At 72.1% G+C, this 16,989-nt stretch carries 21 protein-coding genes; 15 read left to right on the top strand and 6 right to left on the bottom strand.

All coding sequences use genetic code 11. The features are described from left to right. Positions 1-32: 32 nt before the first annotated feature. From KBX08_RS03550 to KBX08_RS03540, 3 genes are read left to right on the top strand one after another with little or no spacing between them, the layout of a single operon-like run. Positions 33-425: a DUF202 domain-containing protein gene (locus KBX08_RS03550; RefSeq protein WP_210781062.1), complete on the top strand. Its 393-nt coding sequence runs from the start codon at positions 33-35 to the stop codon at positions 423-425. Next, positions 422-727, top strand: coding sequence for a DUF202 domain-containing protein (locus KBX08_RS03545; RefSeq protein ID WP_210781061.1), 306 nt, complete (start codon positions 422-424; stop codon positions 725-727). The genes KBX08_RS03550 and KBX08_RS03545 overlap by 4 nt, the downstream gene beginning before the upstream one ends. A gap of 27 nt (positions 728-754) precedes the next feature. Next, positions 755-1,171, top strand: coding sequence for a PLD nuclease N-terminal domain-containing protein (locus tag KBX08_RS03540; RefSeq protein ID WP_210781060.1), 417 nt, complete (start codon positions 755-757; stop codon positions 1,169-1,171). A 42-nt stretch (positions 1,172-1,213) separates the two neighbouring features. Here the strand turns inward: KBX08_RS03540 and KBX08_RS03535 are convergent, their stop codons facing one another. Then, positions 1,214-2,836, bottom strand: coding sequence for an acetolactate synthase (locus tag KBX08_RS03535; protein WP_210781059.1), 1,623 nt, complete (start codon positions 2,834-2,836; stop codon positions 1,214-1,216). 122 nt (positions 2,837-2,958) lie between these two features. After that, positions 2,959-3,732, bottom strand: coding sequence for an enoyl-CoA hydratase/isomerase family protein (locus tag KBX08_RS03530; RefSeq protein WP_210781058.1), 774 nt, complete (start codon positions 3,730-3,732; stop codon positions 2,959-2,961). A gap of 98 nt (positions 3,733-3,830) precedes the next feature. Here KBX08_RS03530 and KBX08_RS03525 point away from each other — a divergent pair, with 98 nt between their 5' ends. The 4 genes from KBX08_RS03525 (at position 3,831) to KBX08_RS03510 (ending at position 6,366) form a co-directional block, all read left to right on the top strand. Further along, the gene (locus KBX08_RS03525) at positions 3,831-4,310 is read left to right on the top strand and encodes a DUF6232 family protein (RefSeq protein WP_210781057.1); all 480 of its coding nucleotides are present in this window, start codon (positions 3,831-3,833) and stop codon (positions 4,308-4,310) included. Between the two features lie 411 nt (positions 4,311-4,721). After that, entirely contained in the window at positions 4,722-5,204 is a 483-nt protein-coding gene (locus KBX08_RS03520; protein ID WP_210781056.1) for a DUF6232 family protein, read from the top strand. Continuing rightward, the gene (locus tag KBX08_RS03515) at positions 5,201-5,590 is read left to right on the top strand and encodes a hypothetical protein (protein ID WP_210781055.1); all 390 of its coding nucleotides are present in this window, start codon (positions 5,201-5,203) and stop codon (positions 5,588-5,590) included. The genes KBX08_RS03520 and KBX08_RS03515 overlap by 4 nt, the downstream gene beginning before the upstream one ends. Positions 5,591-5,637: 47 nt before the next feature. After that, on the top strand, positions 5,638-6,366 hold the full coding sequence (locus KBX08_RS03510) for a hypothetical protein (protein ID WP_210781054.1): 729 nt from the start codon (positions 5,638-5,640) through the stop codon (positions 6,364-6,366). Between the two features lie 34 nt (positions 6,367-6,400). Here the strand turns inward: KBX08_RS03510 and KBX08_RS03505 are convergent, their stop codons facing one another. Continuing rightward, positions 6,401-7,297 carry a ribokinase gene (locus KBX08_RS03505; protein ID WP_210781053.1) on the bottom strand — a complete coding sequence of 299 codons (897 nt, stop codon included), beginning with the start codon at positions 7,295-7,297 and terminating at the stop codon, positions 6,401-6,403. A gap of 23 nt (positions 7,298-7,320) precedes the next feature. Continuing rightward, a complete protein-coding gene (locus KBX08_RS03500; RefSeq protein WP_091397101.1) occupies positions 7,321-8,163 on the bottom strand; it encodes an ABC transporter ATP-binding protein in 843 nt (280 codons plus the stop codon). A 131-nt stretch (positions 8,164-8,294) separates the two neighbouring features. On the opposite strand from KBX08_RS03500, the gene KBX08_RS03495 reads away from it, so the two are divergent. Both KBX08_RS03495 and KBX08_RS03490 read left to right on the top strand, forming a co-directional pair. After that, a complete protein-coding gene (locus KBX08_RS03495; protein WP_210781051.1) occupies positions 8,295-9,293 on the top strand; it encodes an ABC transporter ATP-binding protein in 999 nt (332 codons plus the stop codon). After that, positions 9,290-10,303 carry an ABC transporter permease subunit gene (locus tag KBX08_RS03490; RefSeq protein ID WP_210781050.1) on the top strand — a complete coding sequence of 338 codons (1,014 nt, stop codon included), beginning with the start codon at positions 9,290-9,292 and terminating at the stop codon, positions 10,301-10,303. The genes KBX08_RS03495 and KBX08_RS03490 overlap by 4 nt, the downstream gene beginning before the upstream one ends. A 118-nt stretch (positions 10,304-10,421) precedes the next feature. Here KBX08_RS03490 and KBX08_RS03485 read toward each other — a convergent pair whose 3' ends face one another. Then, on the bottom strand, positions 10,422-11,597 hold the full coding sequence (locus KBX08_RS03485) for an ROK family transcriptional regulator (protein WP_210781049.1): 1,176 nt from the start codon (positions 11,595-11,597) through the stop codon (positions 10,422-10,424). Between the two features lie 168 nt (positions 11,598-11,765). On the opposite strand from KBX08_RS03485, the gene KBX08_RS03480 reads away from it, so the two are divergent. The 4 genes from KBX08_RS03480 to KBX08_RS03465 all read left to right on the top strand — a co-directional run bounded on the left by KBX08_RS03480 (position 11,766) and on the right by KBX08_RS03465 (position 15,062). After that, the gene (locus KBX08_RS03480; RefSeq protein WP_210781048.1) at positions 11,766-13,220 is read left to right on the top strand and encodes a glycoside hydrolase family 3 protein; all 1,455 of its coding nucleotides are present in this window, start codon (positions 11,766-11,768) and stop codon (positions 13,218-13,220) included. Positions 13,221-13,355: 135 nt separating this feature from the next. After that, positions 13,356-13,910: a hypothetical protein gene (locus KBX08_RS03475; protein ID WP_247668787.1), complete on the top strand. Its 555-nt coding sequence runs from the start codon at positions 13,356-13,358 to the stop codon at positions 13,908-13,910. After that, entirely contained in the window at positions 13,907-14,401 is a 495-nt protein-coding gene (locus KBX08_RS03470) for a thiol-disulfide oxidoreductase DCC family protein (RefSeq protein ID WP_210781047.1), read from the top strand. The genes KBX08_RS03475 and KBX08_RS03470 overlap by 4 nt, the downstream gene beginning before the upstream one ends. After that, the gene (locus KBX08_RS03465) at positions 14,364-15,062 is read left to right on the top strand and encodes a TetR/AcrR family transcriptional regulator (RefSeq protein WP_210781046.1); all 699 of its coding nucleotides are present in this window, start codon (positions 14,364-14,366) and stop codon (positions 15,060-15,062) included. Before KBX08_RS03470 ends, KBX08_RS03465 begins: the two co-directional genes overlap by 38 nt. Before the next feature lie 227 nt (positions 15,063-15,289). On the opposite strand, the gene KBX08_RS03460 is transcribed toward KBX08_RS03465, so the two are convergent. Further along, entirely contained in the window at positions 15,290-15,952 is a 663-nt protein-coding gene (locus tag KBX08_RS03460; RefSeq protein ID WP_210781045.1) for a GNAT family N-acetyltransferase, read from the bottom strand. Positions 15,953-16,121: 169 nt separating this feature from the next. Here KBX08_RS03460 and KBX08_RS03455 point away from each other — a divergent pair, with 169 nt between their 5' ends. Both KBX08_RS03455 and KBX08_RS03450 read left to right on the top strand, forming a co-directional pair. Next, positions 16,122-16,316, top strand: coding sequence for a DNA repair protein (locus tag KBX08_RS03455; protein WP_210781044.1), 195 nt, complete (start codon positions 16,122-16,124; stop codon positions 16,314-16,316). 149 nt (positions 16,317-16,465) lie between these two features. Then, positions 16,466-16,984 carry a hypothetical protein gene (locus KBX08_RS03450; protein WP_210781043.1) on the top strand — a complete coding sequence of 173 codons (519 nt, stop codon included), beginning with the start codon at positions 16,466-16,468 and terminating at the stop codon, positions 16,982-16,984. The last annotated feature ends 5 nt before the right edge of the window (positions 16,985-16,989 follow it).

Below are 16,989 nucleotides of genomic sequence, written 5' to 3'. Positions count from 1 at the left end.
TAAGCGGGATGGGAAGCGGATAATCTCCCACTGTGTGGGAGGCGATCAGGCGGTGGTTCGACCCGGCGGAGCTGGGCTCGGTCGGTGAAACACCGGACTACCGCTTCTCCCTGGCCAACGAACGGACCTTCCTCGCCTGGCTGCGCACCGGGTTGGCGCTGGTCGGGGGCGGGTTGGCCGCCGCGCAGTTCCTGCCACCCCTGCCGATGAGCCACCTGCGGGAGGTGATCGCTGTGGCGTTGCTGCTGCTCGGCGCGGCGGTCGCGATCCGCGCGGTGGACCACTGGTCGCGTACCGAGCGGGCCATCCGGCTCGGTCAAGAGCTGCCCGCGTCCCGGTTCCCCGCCGTCCTGGCGCTCGCCGTCGGCGTCGGCGCGTTGCTGCTGGTGGTCGCCGTCCTGATGCGGGCGGTCGGCGAGCAGTGAGCACCGGACGCGACCCGGGGCTGCAACCGGAGCGGACCCGGCTGGCCTGGCGGCGCACCCTGCTCACGGTGACCGTGGTGAGCGTGCTCGCCGTCCGGCTGGCGTCGACCGGCGACGCGACCGGTGCGCTGATCGCCGGCGGCACCGTTCTGGTGTGGGGCGCCCTGCTGGTGCTCTGCTGGCCACGGGGTACCGGAACGGGTCCGGCCCGCACCGGCGGCCGGACACTTCCCCTGGTCACGGTGGGCACTGTGGTGCTGGCGTTACTGGGAGTGCTGCTGGTGCTGCGCGGACTGTGGTGACGCGCGCCGGTGCGTCATCATGGGTGCATGGCCCGGCTTGGCGTACTCCTCTTCCTGGTGCAGATTGTCCTCGCCGTCTGCGCGCTGATCAGCTGTCTCTCCGCCGAGGAGGGCAAGATCCGCGCCCTTCCCCGGATCGCCTGGGTGCTGATCATCTTGTTCTTCCCGCTGGTCGGCTCGATCGCCTGGTTCATCGTCGGCCGGGAGCCCAGCCCCGGCACCCGTAAGGGCTGGCCGGGCGGCACCGGCGGCGGCGAACGGCAGCGCCCTCGGCCGGTGGCCCCCGACGACGACCCGGAGTTCCTGCGCTCCGTCGAGGAACGCGCCCAGCAGCAGGACCAGGAGCTGTTCCAGCGCTGGGAGGAAGACCTGCGGCGGCGCGAGGACGACCTGCGCCGCCGTGACGGTGAGCCGCCGCGCGAGGGCGACCGACCGGAGGTGTGAACGCGCCGCCGGCGCAGGAGCGACGACGGCGGCGGGTGCGACTCAGGCCAGGTTCGACGACCGGGGGTACGCGTCGGTCGGGTCGGTGAGCACGTTCACCAGGTACGGCACTCCGGAGTCGAACGCCCGCTGGAGCGCCGGGCCCAGGTCGGCCGCCTTGGCGACCGTCTCCCCCGCCCCGCCGAGCGCGCTGACCACCGTGTCGTACCGCAGCTCCGGCTGGAGGTCGGCGGCCACGTCGTAGCCGTACATGGCCCGCATCGGGTGCTTCTCCAGCCCCCAGATGCCGTTGTTTCCGACGACGATCACCACCGGCAGCTTCTGGCGGACCAGCGACTCGACGTCCATCAGCGAGAAGCCGGCAGCGCCGTCGCCCATCAGCACGCAGATCTGCCGGTCCGGGTGACTGACCCGGGCGCCCATCGCGTAGCCCATGCCGGTGCCCAGGCAGCCGTACGGGCCCGGGTCCAGCCACGTGCCGGGCTGGGCCGGCTCCAGGTACCGCCCGGCGTACGACACGAAGTCGCCGCCGTCGCCGATGGTGATCGCGTCCGGGGCGAGCGCCCGACGCAGCTCGCCGTAGATCCGGGCCGGGCGGATCGGGTCGGTCTCGGCGGCCATCTCCGCGGCGTCGCGAGCCTTCGCCGCGTCCTCGGCGACGCGCAGGTCAGCGATCCAGTCGGAATGGTCGGCCCGGTCACCGGAGTGATCGGCCAGCGCGGACAGGATCAGGCGCAGGTCACCGGCGGGGGCGGCGGCCGGCTGCACGTGCGTCGCCCGCTGGCTGGGGGCGTCGACGATGTGCACCACCTTGGCGTCACCGAAGTCGCCGAAGCTGAGCCGGAAGTCCAGCGGGGTGCCCACCACCACGACCACGTCGGCGCCGGAGAGCGCGGCCCGACGAGCCTTGGCGAACGCCAGCGGGTGCTCCGGCGGGAGCGAGCCGCGACCCATGCCGTTTGTGAAGACCGGCACCTGCAACGCCTCGGCCGCCTCGCGCAGCGCGGCGACCGCGTCGCCCGCGTACACGTCGGAGCCGGCGATGATGACCGGCCGCTGCGCCCCGGCGATGAGCATCGCCGCGCGGCCGACCTCCTCCGGGTCCGGGGCGATCGGGTCGACACCCGTCACGGTGGGCAAGTCGGCCTCGGCGACCGAGAAGACCGTCTCCAGCGGAAAGTCGAGGAAGGCCGGGCCGCGGTGCGGGGTGAGCGCGGCGTTGAGCGCCGCACCCACCGCACGCGGGATGTCGTCGGTGCTGAACACCGTCTCGGCGTGCTTGGTGACCGGGGCGACCAGCGGCAGGTGGTCCATCTCCTGGAGGCTGCCCGAGCCCCAGCGGAACGCGGGCGCGCGCCCGCCTAGCACCAGCACCGGCGAGGCGTTGAAGAACGCGCTGGTCATGCCGGAGATGCCGTTTGTGACACCGGGCCCGGCGGTGAGCACGGCGAGACCGGGGCGGCGCTGGAGCTTGGCGACCGCCTCGGCGGCGAAGACCGCGGACTGCTCGTGCCGGACGTCGTAGATCGGGAAGTCGGTCTTGTACGCGGCGTCGTAGAGCGGGAAGACGTGCCCGCCGGACAGCGTGAACATCTCCCGTACGCCGTGCGCGCGTAGTGCCGCGAGCGCCAACTCGCCGCCGTGACCCTCGATCCGCTCCGTCATGTCGCTCCCATCGTCCGTGGCCGGGATCACAGGTTACCGGCCAGTCACTTGGCAGTGCGACCGTGGCCCCGGCCAGCAGACGCTGCCGAGGTCAGGGGGCCGTCGGGGCGGGAGGCGACGGATCAGCGGCCGGTGAAGCCCGGCTTGCGCTTCTCGACGAAGGCCGCCATGCCCTCACGCCGGTCGTCGGTGGCGAACAGCGCCGCGAAGAGCTGACTCTCCCAGGCCAGGCCCGAGTTCAAATCCATGTCCAGGCCACCGTCGACCGCCAGCTTCGCCGCGCGCAGCGCCTGCACCGGACCGGTCAGGTACGGAGTGATCAGCGCGACGGCCGTGTCGTACACCTCGGCGGCCGGGGCGACCCGGTCGGCCAGGCCGATGCGCAGCGCCTCCTGCGCGTCCACCATCCGCCCCGACATGATCAGGTCCTTGGCGCGGGCCGGGCCGACCAGGCGGGCCAGCCGCTGGGTGCCGCCCGCACCCGGGATGATGCCCAGCTTGATCTCCGGCTGGCCGAGCTTGGCGTCCTCGGCGACGACCCGCCAGTCACAGGCCAACGCCAGCTCACAGCCGCCGCCGAGGGCGTACCCGGTGATAGCGGCGACCACCGGCTTGGGGATCCGGGCGATCGCGCCGAGCGCGCTGGACAGGTTCGCCGCCCGGTCGGCCATGTCCACGTAGGACATGTCGGCCATCTGCTTGATGTCGGCGCCGGCGGCGAAGACCTTCTCCCCGCCGTACACGATGACGGCGCGGACCTCGGGATCGGCGGTGGCCGCCGTGGCGGCGGCGCGCAACTCCTCCTGGACCTGGGTGTTGAGCGCGTTCATCGGCGGCCGCTCCAGCCGGATCGTGCCGATGCCGTCAGTGGTCTCCAGCCGAACGAACTCGCCCACGCTGCCCTCACTTCCTCGTCGAAGTCGCGTGCCAACCTTACGACCCGGCTCGTTTGGGTAAGTAGTGTGGTGTCAGCCCCGTGGGCGGGAGTCCAGCCATGATCACGTATTACGACGACAGGTCGGTGCAGGTCACCTCCACCACCGTCAGTGTCGACGGTCGCAGCTACAAGCTGGCCGACATCACCATGATCTGGCACCGGCGGGGCACCCGTTCCTGGCGCGTGCTGGTCGGACGGGGTGCGATCGGCGCAGCTCTCGCCGGCCCGCTGGTCGCGGCGGTGCTCGGCATCGGCGTGGCCGTCTGGCTGCACCGCTCACCCACAGTGACGATCGCGATCGTCGGCGCGTCGGTGCTGGTCGGGTTGGCCGTCGGGCCGGTCGCCGACTTCCTCTTCGAACACCTGGACCGCTCGTACGCCCGGGGTAGCCGCCAACTGGAGATCTGGGCCCGTTGGCGGGGTCAGCCGGTGCGTCTGCTGCACACCGGTGACGCGCTGCGCTTCGGGCAGATCTACCGGGCGGTGCAGCGTGCGGTCGAGCACAGCCAGCCGGCCCGCCCCGTCACGCGCCGCTAGCCGGCCTGGTTCCGCTTCACGTCCCTACCCGACCGGGGCCGGTCGTCACCGGTGGGACCTGCGCAGCGACCGGGCTCGCCGAGCCAGGCGGGGTGCAGCGGACGCCGGCGCAGCGGACGCCGGCGCAACCTTCCTGCAGTGCCTATGGAGCTGATATCACAGACGAATCGGACCGTTGGCCTTGCGGCGCCGCTGTGCCGCTGTGCCGCAAGGCCGCAAGGCCACAAGGCTGCGGCGCGACGCGTGATGTCGCAGACGATTCAGCTCCAAAGGACCACTGCGACATCACCTCCACCCCGCCGGACGGCCTCCGTCGAAACCTCTGCGCAGGCTGGCCGATCCACTGCGAAAGAAGCCACGTGCCAAGGTCCGAGCGAGGCGAGGGTTGCCTGGCGGTGGTTAGGCTTAGTGATGACCCTCTATTACCGGGACGACGCGGTGCAGGTGACCTCCGAGTCGATCCGGGCGGGCGGTCACGTGATCGCCCTGTCCGACGTGACGTTCGTCTGGCACGACCGGGGGCAGAAAACCCTCGCCGTACGCGGCCGTGTGCTGGGGCGCGGTGTCCTGGTCCTGCTGCTCTCGCTGCCGCCGCTGGTCGCGGTGGTCTGCGTGCTGTCACTGGCCTGGTCGGCACAGGACCGGGGCAACTGGCAGTTGGCGCTGATCATCCTCGCCGCCTGCGCGGTGGGGGCGCTCGCGTTGATGCCGTTCCTGGAAATCCCGTTGGGTTGGCTGGACCGCTCCTACGAGCGCGGCAACCATGTGCACGAGTTGTGGGTGCAGCACCACGGCCGGGAGGACCTGCTGGTGCGCACCCCGGACGCGCTACGGTTCGGGCAGATCTACCGAGCCGTGCAGCGCGCCGTCGAACAGCAGGGGGACCAACGATGACCACCCGCCGCGGCGAGGCCGTCGCGCTGGCCGGCCTGCTCACGGCGGCCGGCGTCACCCATCTGCTGCGACCCGGCGTCTACGACCCGATAGTGCCGCGCGCGTTGCCCGGCCCGCCCCGATTCTGGACGTACGCCAGCGGCGTGGCCGAACTGGCGGTGGCGGCGGCGGTCGCCAACCCGACCACCCGGCGGGCCGGCGGGCGGGCAGCCGCCGCGCTCTTCGTCGCCGTCCTACCGGCGAACGTGAAGATGGCCGTGGACTGGCGCCAGCGCCGCCCGACGAAGCGGGCCATCGCGTACGGCCGGCTGCCGTTGCAGGTGCCGCTGATCTGGTGGGCGCTGCGGGTGGCCCGCGCCGACACCGCCGGCCGACGGGCCCGCTGACCGGCTCCGTCGGGCGGTTGTGGCACAGCCGACGCACACTTGATCCCATGGCGATTCCTCTCCCCACCCCGGCCGCCGTGGTCGGTCTGACCCGCTCCGCTCTCGACCAGGCGCTCGGCTCCGCGGCCTCGATGGCGGCCGTGCCCGCCCGCGCATTCGCCGTGCTCGACGGGGTGGAGGCGCTGGTGGCCCGGATCAACGGCGTGGTCGACCGGATCGAGACAACCCTGGACCGGACCGACCAGGTGCTCACCGACGCCGAGGCGGCGGTCCGCGAGGTGGCCGTCATCAGCGCCGCCGCGACCACCGCCATCGACACGGCCACCGAGGTGGCCACCGCCGCCGCCGTGGTGGTCGCCGAGGCCGAACGGGTCTCCCGGGCCGCGGGCACTGTGGTCGCCGAGGCCGACCGGGTCGCGAACCGCGCCGCCGCCACCGTGGGCACCGCGACGGAGGCCGCCGCCACCGCGGCAGAGCTGCTGGCGGCATACGAGCCGGCGCTGCGCCGGGCCGCGCCGATGGCCGGGCGGTTCGTGAAGGAGTTGAGCCACGAGGAGATCAGCGCGGCGATCCACCTGATCGACGAGCTGCCGAAGCTCAAGGAACACCTGACGGCGGACATCCTGCCGATCCTGGCCACGCTGGACCGGGTCGGCCCCGACCTGCACGACCTGCTGGACGTGACCCGCGACCTCAAGCTCGCCGTGGCCGGCATCCCCGGGTTGGGCATGCTGCGCCGACGCGGCGAGAAGCTCACCGACGAACCCGTCAGCTGACGGCCGGCCCGCACGAGCGAGCGAGCCGGTGTGGTCAGGCCGGTACGTACAGCTCGTCGATCTCGGCGCGTCGTGGTAGCGCCACCGAGGCGCCGAGCTTGCGGACGCAGGCAGCGCCGGCCGCCGACGCCCAGCGCACCGCGTCGACCAGGTCGCGCCCTTCGCCCCAGCCGACGGCCAGCGCGGCGGTGAACGCGTCACCGGCGGCGGTGGAGTCGACCACGTCGACACGTACCGCCGGCACGTGCACCTCGGTGCCGTTCCGGTCGACGTACCAGGCGCCCTCACCGCCGAGGGTGAGCACGGCCCGGGGGGTCAGGTCGAGCAGCGCGCGCGGCTCCTCCCGACCCCGGCCGGCGAGCGCCTGCGCCTCGCCCTCGTTGACGACCAGCAGGTCCACGGCGGCGAGCAGCTCGGGTGGGAGGTCCCGCGCCGGGGCGGCGTTCAGGATGACCCTCGTGCCGGCCTCGCGGGCGGCCACGGCGGCGGCCGTCACGGTCTGCACCGGGATCTCCAGTTGGGCGACGAGGACGTCCGCCGCGCGCACAGTGGTCAGCTCCTCCTCGGTGAGGCCGACCAGGGCGTCGTTCGCGCCGGGGGTGACCACTATGGCGTTCTCCCCCTGGGCGTTGACCATCACCAGCGCCACTCCGGAGGTGCCGTAGACCACGCGAAGCTGACTGGTGTCCACGCCGGCCGCGGTGATGCGGGCCTTGAGGGTGACGCCGAAGGCGTCCGAGCCGATCGCGCCGAGGAAGGCGCAGGAGGCGCCGGCCCGGACCGCGGCCACGGCCTGGTTGGCGCCCTTGCCGCCGGGCACCATCACGAAGTCGGTGCCGAGCATGGTCTCGCCCTGTCGAGGCAGCGCGGGTGCCATCGCGACCAGGTCCATGTTGGCGCTGCCCACCACGGCAACCCGGGTCTGCGGCACGGCCGTCTCCGCCTGTCCGACGCTCAGGCGGCGCGAGCCGTGAAGCGGTCGCCCGACCGCTCGACAACGAGTGGCAGCCCGAAGGTCTTGGAGAGGTTGTCACCGGTCAGCGTCTCGGCGAGCAGGCCCTGGGCGACCACCCCGCCCTCACGCAGGAGCATCGCGTGGGTGAAGCCGGGCGGAATCTCCTCGACGTGATGGGTGACCAGCACCATCGCCGGGGCGTCGGGGTCGTACGCCAGCTCGGCAAGGCGGGCGACCAGGTCTTCCCGACCGCCCAGGTCCAGCCCGGCGGCGGGCTCGTCGAGCAGCAGCAGCTCCGGGTCGGTCATCAGGGCACGGGCGATCTGCACCCGCTTGCGCTCACCCTCGGAGAGGGTGCCGTAGCGGCGTTCGGCGAGACCACCGACGCCGAGTTGACTCAGCAGGGCCCGCGCACGCGCCTCGTCGCCACGGTCGTAGTTCTCCCGCCAGCGGCCGACCACCGACCAGGCGGCGGTCACCACCACGTCGCTGACCCGCTCGTCGGCGGGCAGCCGCTCGGCGATCGCGGCGGTGGTGAGCCCGATCCGGGTACGCAGCTCGTTGACGTCGGTGCGGCCGATTCGCTCGCCGAGCACGTGCGCGACACCCGTGGTGGGGTGCAGCCGACCGGCGGCGAGGTTGAGCAGCGTGGTTTTGCCGGCGCCGTTGGAGCCGAGCACCACCCACCGCTCGTCCAGTTCGACGCGCCAGGTCAGGTCCTGTAGGAGGGCGGTGCCAGAGCGGCGTACGCCGACGCCGTCGAGGCTGACCACCAGATCCGGGTCCACGAAAGCGGCGGCAGGCGCGGCGCCAGCAGCGCCGGGGATCAGGTCACCAGTCACCACACCATCCAACCACGCAGCGCCGGGGTGCCCCCCATGGGCGGCACCCCGGCCATAGGGTGAAGCGCCGTGTCATTGATCACCAAGCCCGAAGGACGGCCCATGCCCCGCCCACGTACGGAGCCGCGCGGATGAGCGCGGTCATCGAGATCGAGGGTCTGCGCAAGACCTTCCGCAGCCTGCGGAGCGGCCGACGGGTGGCGGTGGACGGGTTCGACCTGTTGGTCGAGGCGGGTCAGGTCCACGGCTTCCTGGGCCCCAACGGCTCGGGCAAGACCACCACCCTGCGGGCCCTGCTCGGGCTGGTGAGCGCCGACAGCGGCCGGATGACGGTGCTCGGCGAACCGTCGCCGGAGTTGCTGCCCCGGGTGGCGGGTCAGGTCGGCGCCATCGTGGAGAGCCCGCAGTTCTTCGGCAACTTCACCGGCTACCGGACACTGCGGTTGTTGGCCCGCGCCGGTGGTGTGCCGGTCTCGCGGGTGGACGAGGTGCTGGATCTGGTGGGCCTGCACGACCGGGGCGATGAACGGGTGAAGGGCTACTCGCTGGGCATGAAGCAGCGTCTGGCGGTGGCGTCCGCGCTGTTGAAGGACCCGCGTCTGCTCATCCTGGACGAGCCGGCTAACGGACTGGACCCGGCGGGCATCCGGGAGATGCGGGACCTGATGCGGTCGCTGGCGGCCAACGGGGTGACAGTGCTGGTGTCCAGTCACATCCTGGGCGAGATCCAGCTGATCTGCGACCACGTCACGATCATCTCGCGGGGGCGGCGGGTCGCGACCGGTCGGGTGGACGAGGTGCTGGCCGGCCACGACCGGCACGAGTTCCTGGTCCGGGTGGCCGAACCGGAGCGGGCCGTCGAGCTGCTGCACGCGGCCGAGCTGACGGCGGCGGTGGACGGCGGAGCGTTGGTGGTGAGCGGGGTGAGCGACCCGACGGCGATCAGCCGGGTGCTCGGTGAGCAGGGTCTGTGGGTGGGCGAGCTGACGCCGCTGCGGCCGGATCTGGAGAGCGTCTTCCTGGAGCTGACCGGCGCGTACGAGCATCCGTCGGTGCCCCGGCAGGTCGGCGACTCGTCGCTGCCGCAGGGCGAAGCTGTGATCGACCTCGATCGGGGAGTGGACGCGTGAACCTGGTGCGTGCCGAGTTGGAGCGACTGTCCGCGCGTCGTTTCGTGCAGCTCATGCTCGTCCTGTTGGTGTTGGCGTTCGCCGTCACGGCGGCGACCACGCTGGCCGGTTCCCACAAGCCGAGCGTCAGTGAGCTGAACTCGGCGCGGGCCCAGGCCGCCGAGGCCCGGCGCGACCTGGAGGCCACCCACCAGGAGTGCCTGGCCCGTCAGGACGGCACCTTGCAGTCCGACACGGACAGGTACTTCCCCAGCGACTGCTCGGACATCGACCCAATCCGGCAGGACCGGCTACCGATCGCCGCCGACTTCCTGCCGGGTGTGTTCAGCTTCGCCGAGCAGGCCGAGCCGCTGCTGTACTTCCTCATCGCGTTCCTGGTGCTGTTCGGGTTCCTGGTCGGTGCCTCCTACATCGGCGCCGACCTGAACTCCGGCGGGGTGGTGAACCTGCTGCTCTGGCGACCGCGCCGGTTGACGGTTCTCGCGACCAAGCTGGGCACCCTGCTCGGCACGGTGCTGGTCCTTGCCCTGCTGGCGTCGCTGGCCTATCTCGGCACGTTCTGGGTGATCGGGCAGACCGCCGGCTTGCCGGGCCGGCTGGACGGCGACTTCTGGAGTTCGCTCGGCGCGGTGCACGGTCGTGGCCTGGTGCTGGTGTTGCTGGCCTCCGCGCTGGGCTTCGCGATCGCCACACTGGGTCGGCACACGTCGGCGGCGCTGGGCGCGTTCGCCGCGTACGCGGTGGTCTGGGAGTTGGGCGCCCGGCTGGTCCTGGAGATCGTCGACGCACGGAAGTCGGACCTGTTCATGCTCTCCAGCCACACCGGGGCGTGGCTCAACGGCGGGGCGCGTTTCTATGACGAGCAGTTGTGCCGGGGCGACAACTACGGCTCCTACTGCGAGGGGTTCTACACGCTGCCCTGGCTGCCGGCGCTGTTGGTGCTGCTCGGCCTCACCGGCGGGCTGACCGCGGCGGCGTTCGCCGTGTTCCGGCGCCGCGACCTGATCTGAGGTTGTAACGGGCCGCCCGTCCTGCGATGGGCGGCCCGGAGCAGGCCGGTACGCGGCAAGAGCTTGCACCGCACAGACACGCGGTGAAATATTCCTTCACATGACCGCCGCAGCGGGCTCAGCCGACGGTGGAGCCGAACACCTCGTCGCGCACCGCGTCCAGGGCGGTGCGCAGCGCGCCGTGCAGGATCGGCTCCTCGGTCAGCCCGGTCGGCACCACTCGCGGCTGGACCAGGGTGATCGCCGCGACCTCCTGCTGCACCCGGTCGGCGAGCGCCGCGCCACCGGCCTGGCCGACTTCGCCGGCGAGCACGACCAGTGGCGGGTCCAGCACCACGCAGGTGCTGGCCACGCCGAGCGCGAGCCGACGGGCCAGTTCGTCGAGCATCGGGCCGCCGTCGGCGCCGGCCGCGACGGCCGTGCGGACCGCCTCGGCGGCGTCGGCGTCCGGGTAGCCGTGCTCGCGGGCCACCGCGCGCACCGAGTCCGCACCGATCAACTGCTGGAAGGCCGGCTTGGCGCGGCGGGACACGTCACGCGGGATGGGCGCGCCAGGCACCGGCAGGTAGCCGATCTCGCCGGCGGCGCCGGTGCTGCCGTGGTGCAACCGCCCGCCCAGCATGATCGCCAGGCCGACGCCGGCGCCCACCCAGACCAGCACGAAGTCCGACAGCCCCTGCGCTGCGCCGGACTGCGCCTCGGCCACCGCGGCCAGGTTGACGTCGTTCTCGAAGACCACCGGCGTGTGCAGGTCGTCCCGCAACGCGGCGAGCAGACCGCTGTGCCAGCGCGGCAGGTTGAAGGCGAAGGTGATGTCGCCGGTGCCGGGATCGACCAGGCCCGGCGTGCCGAGCACGATCCGTCGTACGCTGCTCAGCTGCGCCTGGGCGCTGCTCGCCGCCTGCACGACGGCGTTGTGCACCACGCCCACCGGGTCGTCGGTGTCCCGGGTCGACTGCTCCACCCGGCCGATGACAGCACCGGTGATGTCGGCGCAGGCGGCTACCACCCGGTCCGGACCGACGTCCACGCCGACCACGTGCGCGCTGCTCGGGCGGACGGCGTAGAGCTGGGCGTTTGGTCCTCGCCCGCCGGCCTGCTCGCCGACCCGCGCGACGAGGCCGCGCTCCTCCAGCCGCTCGACCAGTTGCGAGGCGGTGACCTTCGACAGCCCGGTCAGCTCGCCGAGTCGAGCCCGGGTCAGCGGGCCGCGTTCGAGGAGCAGCTCCAACGCGGCACGGTCGTTGAGCGCCCGCAACAGGCGGGGGGTGCCGGGCAGCCGGGTCGCACTCATGAGACGTCCTCTAGTTTTAGTAAACTTTGCTAACTGTAAACCGACCTGCGAACGGGTAGCCGTAGCGTAACGGCCACTCGACGGTGGGACGCTCCGCCGAGTCGGCAGGGCCAAGACCACCACCGGTACGACGTTTCGTACCCGCGGGGGCACCGAAGGGGGAAGCACGTGGGGTTGGATCCAGGACTGCGCCGGCTCGCGCTGGGCACGCTGCTGGCCGCGTACCCGGGACCGGTCCCGCCGGACTGGGCGGTCGACCTGCTGGCCGACGGGCTGGCCGGGCACACCCTGTTCGGCACCAACGTGCATGATCCCGCGCAGGTGGCGGCGAGCACCGCCGCGCTGCGCGCCGGTCGGCCGGACGCGCTGATCGCGATCGACGAGGAGGGTGGCGACGTGACCCGGCTGGCGCACGCCACCGGCAGCCCGTACCCCGGCAACGCCGCCCTGGGCGCGATCGGCGACGTGGCCCTCACCCGACGGGTCTACCAGTCGATCGGCGCCGAACTGGCCGCGCTCGGCATCACCGTCAACCTCGCCCCCACCGTCGACGTCAACACCGCCGACGACAACCCGGTGATCGGCACCCGGTCCTTCGGCGCGGACCCGGTGCGGGTGGCCGCCCACTCGGCCGCCGCCGTGGCCGGGTTGCAGGCCGCCGGCGTGGCCGCCTGCGCCAAGCACTTCCCCGGGCACGGCGCCACCGTCACCGACTCCCACCACGAGCTGCCCACGGTGGACGCTCCGCTGGGCCTGCTCCGCCAGCGGGACCTACCGCCGTTCGCGGCCATCGTCGCCGCCGGGGCGCGCGCCGTGATGACAGCGCACATCCGGGTGCCGGCGCTCACCGGCGCCGACCCGGCCACCTTCAGCCGAGCCGTCCTGGTCGACCTGCTGCGCACCGAGTACGGCTTCACCGGCACCGTCATCACCGACGCGCTGGAGATGAGGGGCGCCGCGGTGGCCGCCGGCGGGGTCGGGCCGGCTGCGGTCCGGGCCCTGAGCGCGGGTGCCGACCTGCTCTGCATCGGCGCGAAGGTCGACGCCGAACTGGTCGAGCGGGTGGCCGCCGAGATCGTCGACGCGCTCGCCGACGGCCGGCTGGCGAGGGCGCGGGTCGAGGAGGCGGCCGGCCGCGCCGCCGATCTCGCCGCCTGGACCCGGGCCGCCAGCGGGTCGCCGACCACCGGCGACCCCGAGCTGGGGTACGCGGCAGCGCGTCGAGCGGTCCGGGTGGACGGTCTGCTCACCGGCCTGGACCAGCCACTGGTTGTGCAACTGCACACCGAGTCGACGATCGCCGAGGGTCGGGTGCCGTGGGGTCTGGGTCCGCACCTGCACGGGGTGCCGGAGATCCGGGTGATCGCGGCCGAGACCGACCCGGCCACGCTGCGCGGATTGGCGGGCGACCGTCCCATCGTGCTGGTCGGGCGACACCTGCACCGGCTGCCCGGCGGCCCGGAGCTGATCGCCGACCTGGCGGCCCAGCACCCGGTGACAGTGGTGGAGATGGGCTGGCCGGCACAGTGGCGGCCCGCGGGCGTGCGCGCCTTCGTCACCACCTTCGGCGCGAGCCACGCCAACGGTCGCGCGGCGGCCGAGGTGCTCGGCCTGGCCGGCTGAGCAGGGCGCCATCCGGCCGGGCTGAGACGCTCGGCCGGATGGCGCGCCCTCAGCGCCGCACCAGAGTGTCCACAGTCACTGGTCGCCACTTCTTGAACATGTTCAATATCAGCCCTAGTCTGATGACGTCGGTAGTTGAACACGTTCAAGAAGGGCGTCCACATGGACATCAAGGTCTGGATGTACGTGATCTACCTCGCGGTCAGCGTCGGCCTGACCATCTGGGTGGCGCGAGCGCTGTCCCGCAACGGGCAGGTCTTCCTGGAGGAGGTGTTCGCCGAGGAACGACTCGCCCGAGCGGTCAACAGCCTCCTGGTGGTCGGCTTCTACCTGCTCAACCTCGGCTACGTCACTGTGGCGATGAAGCACCCCGACCCAGTCGATTCGACCAGCCAGGCCATGGAGGAGCTGTCTCTCAAAATCGGCTTGGTGCTGCTGGTCCTCGGCGCGCTGCACTTCTTCAACGTCTTCGCGCTTGGTCGCTACCGCCGAAACCGACTCCGCCAGCTCGCCACCCACCCCCCGCTCGCCCCGATCGGCCGACTCCCCATGCCATCCGCCCCTCCCGGATCGCAGTTGGTCGGCGCGTACCCGGGCGGACCGCAGCCGACCGGCGCGCACCCGGCCGGACCCCAGTCGGGTGGCCCGCAGCCGGGCGGCGGCCCGACGACCAACCCACCAACCCGATGACAGTGCCCCCGACCGGTGGCGTCGGTCGGCTCCCGGATCCCACCGCTCACTGCGGCGGTGGGATCCGGGGGTTCACCGTCCTGTTCGACGCGGCCTGCCCGCTCTGCCGCGCCGCCCGCCGCTGGTTGTCGTCCCGCGCCCAACTCGTACCTCTGGAGTTCGTGCCGGCCGGGTCCGCCGAGGCCCGGCGGCGCTTCCCCGGCCTGGACCACGACGCGACGCTGCGCGATCTCACAGTGATCGCCGACACTGGCGAGGTGTACGCGGGCGACGGCGCCTGGTTCGCCTGCCTCTGGGCACTGACCGACCATCGGTCCACTGCCGAGCGGCTGGCCCGACCGCACCTGCTGCCCCTCGCCCGGCAGACGGTGGCCGCCGCCTCGGCGATCCGGGAGCGGATCCGCGACCCGTGGGCCGAGCCGACCGACGAACCGGCGGGATACGGTGACCTCGATGACCGAGCAGCCTGCGCAGACGACCACTGCGGGTGACCCAGCCACCGCCCGAGGCGAGCAGACCCGGCAGCTGATCCGGGACACCGCGATGCGGCTGTTCCGCGAACGCGGATACGCCCAGACCACCATGCGGGCGATAGCGCAGGAGGCCGGCGTCGCCGTCGGTAACGCCTACTACTACTTCGGTTCCAAGGACCATCTGATTCAGGAGTTCTACGCCCAGTCCCAGGTCGAGCACCGGGCCGCCGCGCAGCCAGTGCTCGATCGGGAGGAGGCGTTCGGTCCCCGGCTCGCCGGAGTGCTGCACGCGGGGATCGACGTGTTGACGCCCTCACACGGGTTCGCGGCGACCTTCTTCAAGACGGCGGCGGAGCCCACCTCCCCGTTGAGCCCCTTCTCCGCGGAGTCCTCCGGCCCCCGACAGGCGGCCATCGACCTCTTCGGCGAGGTGTTGACCGGATCGACGGCCACTGTCGACGCCGAGCTGCGCCCACAGTTGCCCGAGCTGCTCTGGCTCGCGTACATGGGCGTGATCCTCTACTGGGTGCACGACCGATCACCGGGCCAGACCAAGACCCGCCAGCTCATCGACGGGGCCGTACCACTGGTCGACCGGCTCGTGACGCTGTCCCGGCTCCGGGTCCTGCGGCCGGTGACCCGACAGGTGCTCGACCTGATTCGCACGCTCCGTCACTGATCCGGCCGACCTCCTTCGGCCAGCGAAGCAGCAGGTCAAGTCCGCTTTTCGACACTCCGAACCGACAGCTTCAACCTTGCCCCAAGCCTGTTCGATACGTAGCGTGATCGACACGTGGCGGCACGCCGCCGGCGACAGCCGCTACACCCGGAACCGGGGCCTGGGGGGAGGTTGCGGACCGTGGATCCGGCCCGGGATCCACGGTCCGCGCCCAGCCCCGCCCTGTCTCAGCGCGGATAGACGCCGTACGCGCGCCAGCCCCGGTCCGGGAAACCGGCCGCTTCGGCGACCCGGGCCGAGGCGTGATTGTCCCGCTCGTGCAGGTAGGTGGGGACCGCCCCCTCGTCGAGCACCCGCCTCGCCGCCTGGGCCACCAGTCGACGGGCCAGGCCGCGCCCCTGGGCTGCCGGCACGGTGCCGACGGCCAACTCGTGCCCGTACGCGTCGTGCCGTTTGATCCCGGCGCCGGCCAGATAGGCGCCGTCCGGGTCACGGACCACCAGCACCGGTCGGTCGAAGAGTCGCAGCCACGGCGGCAGCCCGGTGGCGGTCGGCTCGGTCCACTCCCCCACGTCGGGCAACGGGGCGGGTGCCAGGCTCCACCGGAAGGGTCCGTCGTGTACGCAGAAATCGGGTCGGCCGACGGCCTCCGGCAGCGCGGCGAGCAAGCGAGCCGGCGTACGGCTGACCAACGCGCGGATCGCCGCCACACGGTCCGGCGCCACGGAGAGCACGGCGCTCTGCCCGGTGTCCACGGCGAGCGCGGGGCGTAGCCGGCCATCCCAGGCCGGTTCGGCCCGCCGGTGCGAGGCGACCACGTGCAACCCAGGCCCGGCCGGCCACTGGCCGAGCCAGGTGGCCAGGTGCAGGTGAAGTCGCCGGTCGAGCATGCGCACCTCCCCGTCACCCGACCCGTTGTCGATCACCGTACGCCGGACGGCGGGGCCGGGCGCAGGATACGTCAGGGCCGAGCGGGAAAGGGGTGCGGGAACCAGGCACATGAATCGACCGTCATATGTATTTCCATATCTGGACACCTTTGTTTGGGACGGTGAACGCATGCCGATTCAGCCGAGCGACCACTACCAGCAGGACCCCGAGCGACTCTGGCAGGCGGCGGAGGCCGTCGGAGGCAATCCGCCCCAGCCGCGCTACCGGAACCCGCGGACGATCGGCGGCGGCGCCCTGTCGTGGGCCGGCCTGAACAAGCTGTCCGTCGGCAACTCCAGTAGGCACCGTCTGAACAACCACTGACGCACCGCCGAGTCGGTGGCGCCGAAGGGCAGTCTCTGACGTTCGCCCGGGGCGACACACCGGAGGAGGTCCAGCGGCGGCTTTCGCACACCTGTCGGGTAATTTCTTGTGGTCCGCCATCCCGGCCTACGACAGGAGAAGCTCCGCGCATGGGCAAGAAGACGATCCACGTCTCCGACTTCACCGGCACGGTTCTGCAGCAGGACGACGAGGTGGTCCGCATCGTCGTGCTGGAGCACCCGGACCTGGTCGCCGGGCCCGTGCAGCTGGACGCCACCCCGGGCGAGGTGGAGAACATCGACGACGCCGCGCTGGACGTGGCGGTGGTGGAGATCCACGATCGGCACGGTGGCGGCGAGCCCCGCCGGGTGGTGTTGACCGCCAGCGAGTTCGACGCGATGGCCACCGACGTGCCGATGGCGCAGCTGTTGAAGACGGCCGAGCGGGTTCGCCCACCCAAGGCCCGCAAGAGCACCGAGAAGATCGACTACGGCACGCTGGAGCACGCCGGCAAGCCACACCGGGGCCGGGTCACCGAGGAGGAGGCCCGCCTGGTGCGCGAGCAACTCGACGAGGTCAACAAGCGCCTCGCCGACGCGGGCGTACGCCAGATCGACCCGGCCGATCCGGAGCACGCCCTGCGTTACGGCTTCCCTGAGGCGTCCTGACCCCG

The organism is Micromonospora sp. H61 (assembly GCF_018070325.1).
GTDB classification, from domain to species: domain Bacteria; phylum Actinomycetota; class Actinomycetes; order Mycobacteriales; family Micromonosporaceae; genus Micromonospora; species Micromonospora salmantinae.
The sequence above is the reverse complement of the archived record's forward strand: the minus strand, read 5'-3'. Positions and strand labels throughout refer to the sequence as shown.